At 76.2% G+C, this 2,921-nt stretch carries 4 protein-coding genes; 1 reads left to right on the top strand and 3 read right to left on the bottom strand.

What is annotated here, in order from left to right:
* The coding region (locus E2C05_RS30585; RefSeq protein ID WP_133223383.1) for a ubiquinol-cytochrome C chaperone family protein at window positions 1–506 on the bottom strand (506 nt) is incomplete at its 3' end.
* 77 nt (window positions 507–583) lie between these two features.
* Between E2C05_RS30585 and E2C05_RS30580 the strand changes: the two genes are divergently transcribed.
* Window positions 584–1,129, top strand: a complete 546-nt coding sequence (locus E2C05_RS30580; RefSeq protein ID WP_133223382.1) for an outer membrane protein assembly factor BamE — start codon at window positions 584–586, stop codon at window positions 1,127–1,129.
* Between the two features lie 273 nt (window positions 1,130–1,402).
* Here the strand turns inward: E2C05_RS30580 and thiL are convergent, their stop codons facing one another.
* On the bottom strand, window positions 1,403–2,377 hold the full coding sequence (thiL, locus tag E2C05_RS30575) for a thiamine-phosphate kinase (RefSeq protein WP_240046962.1): 975 nt from the start codon (window positions 2,375–2,377) through the stop codon (window positions 1,403–1,405).
* Window positions 2,370–2,921 (bottom strand): transcription antitermination factor NusB (gene nusB, locus E2C05_RS30570; RefSeq protein ID WP_275670527.1); only part of this gene is annotated, 552 nt, incomplete at its 5' end. The genes nusB and thiL, both read right to left, overlap by 8 nt.

The raw sequence follows: 2,921 nt of genomic DNA, 5'->3' as shown, positions 1-2,921 counted from the left end.
GCCAGCGCGGCGAAGGGCTGCCCCGCCAGCGCCGCGGCCGCGCGCAGCGCCTGCGCCGCCAGGCGGCGGGCGGGCTCGCCCGGCGGGTCCTCGGTCCGCCACACATTGCGCTGCAGCGCGGCCGCCATGGCGTCCCGGTCGGCCGCGGCGATCGCGGCCTCATAGGCCTGGGCGCGGCCGTGGAAGGCTTCCCACATGTTCCGCACCCGCTTGCCCACCGTCAGGTCGCTGACCCCCATCTCCCGCAGGTTGATGTCCATGTCGGCGAACATCGCATCGAACACCGCCTGGGCCAGGGGGGCGCCGCGCGGGTCGGGGTCGGTGCGAATCCGCTGGATCAGCAGGGCGACATGCAGCCCGATCAGGTCGAAGCGGCCATCCAGCCGGTCTGGCACGCCGAGCGCCCCGTAGAACCAGGGGTCGCGCGCCGCCGCCACGGCCGCGCCGTAGAGCTCGAAGCCGGCCCGCTCATGCGGCTTGCGGCGAAACAGGGCGAGCAGGCCCATGGGGGCGACATCCTTCCTTCGGGGCGCGGCGCGCCAAGCTTGACCCTGGCACGGCATGGTGGCATCCGGCGCGAGAGATGGATCGCCCTTCCCGCCCGGTCAACGCGCCGTCCCGTCGCCCGCATCGCGGGCGACCGGCGCTCGCCCTGCTCGCCCTGCTCGCCCTCGGCGCGTGCAGCGTGTTCGACGCGCCGCTGGTCCAGCGCGGCAACCGGATCACCGAAGACCAGCTGCGGGAGATTACCCCGGGCGTCCAGACCAAGCAGGATGTCCAGGCCCTGCTCGGGTCCCCCACCCAGACCAGCACCTTCGCCGACGACACCTGGTACTACATCAGCAGCAAGACCCGGCAGCGGCCGGGCCGGGCGCTGGCCCTGACCGACCAAGAAACGGTGGTGGTCACCTTCGACGGCCGCGGCGCGGTGCGAGAGGTGCGCCGGATCGGCGAGGACCAGATGCAGCCGGTGACCATGGTGAGCCGGGAGACGCCGACGCCCGGCAACGACCGGACCCTGCTGCAGGCCCTGTTCGGCAATGTCGGCCGGATCGGGCCGCTGGGCGCGCCGGTGGGCGGCACCCAGCCGGGCGCCACGGGCCCGGGCAGCGGCGCGACGTCCCGCTAGGAACGGCAGACACGAGGAACCACCCGCGCCGGAGGGGCCGCTCGACGGCGGAGGGGGGCGGGGCAGCCTTTCGCTTCGGCCAGCACCGCTGCGCTCACGCGGCCTGCCCCCGCGCTCGCCCCGCCGGCAAGGTCCCGGAGTGGCGCGCTAGGCGCCCTCCTGGTCGGAACCGGGTTCGGCCGCCGGCCCGGATGCCGGGATGGCCCGGCGGCCCGCCCCGGGGGCGGACGGCAGGGGCCATGGTCGCGGCGGCCGGGACGGTGCCGGCCGGCCTCAGAAATGGCTCCACCCGCCCCGCGGCAATTCCATCTCCGTTCCATCCAGGCCGAGCACCCGCACCACCGGCGGCCCCGCCAGGAACTCCCCGATCCGGGCCGCGGCATGGCCTGGCGGCGGCGCTGCGCCCGGCGGCAGGGCGAACAGCAGCTCGTAGTCGTCCCCGCCCGTCAGGCACAGCGCCAGCAGCGCCGGGTCGGTCGCCACCAGCGCCCGCGCCGCCGGCGAGAGCGGCACGGCGCCAGCCCGCAGCACCGCCCCGCAGCCGCCGCCGCGGCAGAGATGCCCAAGGTCCTGCACCAGCCCGTCCGAGACATCCATGGCCGCCCGCGCCAGGCCGCCCAGCGCCTGCCCCAGCGCCAGCCGCGGCTCCGGCAGGCGGTAGCGGCGGGCCAGGTGTCCCGCCGCGTCCGCCGGCAACCTGCCCTGGAGCACGCGCAGCCCCAGCGCCCCGTCGCCCACCGTCCCGGAGACCCAGAGCGTGTCGCCCGGCCGCGCCCCGTCCCGCCGCAGCGCCGCCCCGGGCGCCACCGTCCCCAGGATGGTCAGCGAGAGCGAGGCCGGCCCCGGCGTACCGACCGTATCCCCGCCCAGGACGGACAGCCCGAACTCCGCCTGGTCCGCCGCCAGCCCATCGACGAAGCGCCCCAGCCAGTCCGGGGGCAAATCCTTCGGCAGCGCCGTGGTCATAAGGTAGCCGAGCGGCGCCGCCCCCATGGCGGCGAGGTCCGAGAGGTTCACCCGCAGCAGCTTGCGGCCGATGCTCTCGGGCGGGTCGTCGGGCAGGAAATGCACGCCGGCGACCATGGCATCCGCCGCCAGCACCAGCTGCCGGCCGGGCGGCGGGTCCAGCAGCGCGGCATCGTCGGCGAGGTCGAGCGCGCCCGGCCCGGCCAGGCGGCGGAAATGCCGGGCAATGAGGGCGAATTCGCCGGGAAGGTCCCCGGGCAGCCCGGGCGCCGCCTCAGCCACCGCGGCGGCGGGCCTGCCCCTGGAACTCCTCCCCCCGCAGGCTGCGCGCCATGGCGTCCAGCACGCCATTGGCGAAGCGCGGCTCGTCGCCGCCGAAGAAGCCATGCGCCACGTCGAGATACTCGTTGATCACCACCCGGGCGGGCGTCTCCGGGTCGCTGCGCAGCTCGCCGCAGGCGGCGCGCAGCAGCGCCCGCAGGACGGGGTCCAGCTTGGACAACGGCCAGGCGGCGTGCAGGTGGCGCGACAGGGCGGCGTCCACCTCCTCGGCGTTCTTGGCCACCTGCAGCACGATGCGCGAGAAGAAGGGGACATCCGCTTCCGGCACCCGGCCATCCTCGAAGCCGCCATCGCCGGGCTGGGTGCCCAGGCGGTGGCGCTGGAACTGGCTGATGACGGCCTCGGCCGGCTCGCCCGACTGCTCGCTCTGGAACAGCGCCTGCACCGCGGCGACCCGGGCGCCGGTGCGCGGCCGGCCGCGGCCCTTGGCGCCGGCCTTCCGCGCCGGCGCCTTGCCGGCCGCGCCACCCGGCGAGGTCCCGCG

Source organism: Paracraurococcus ruber (genome assembly GCF_004353985.1).
Lineage (GTDB): Bacteria > Pseudomonadota > Alphaproteobacteria > Acetobacterales > Acetobacteraceae > Paracraurococcus > Paracraurococcus ruber.
Note: the sequence above shows the minus strand (reverse complement) of the source record. Positions and strands in the feature narration are given on the sequence as shown.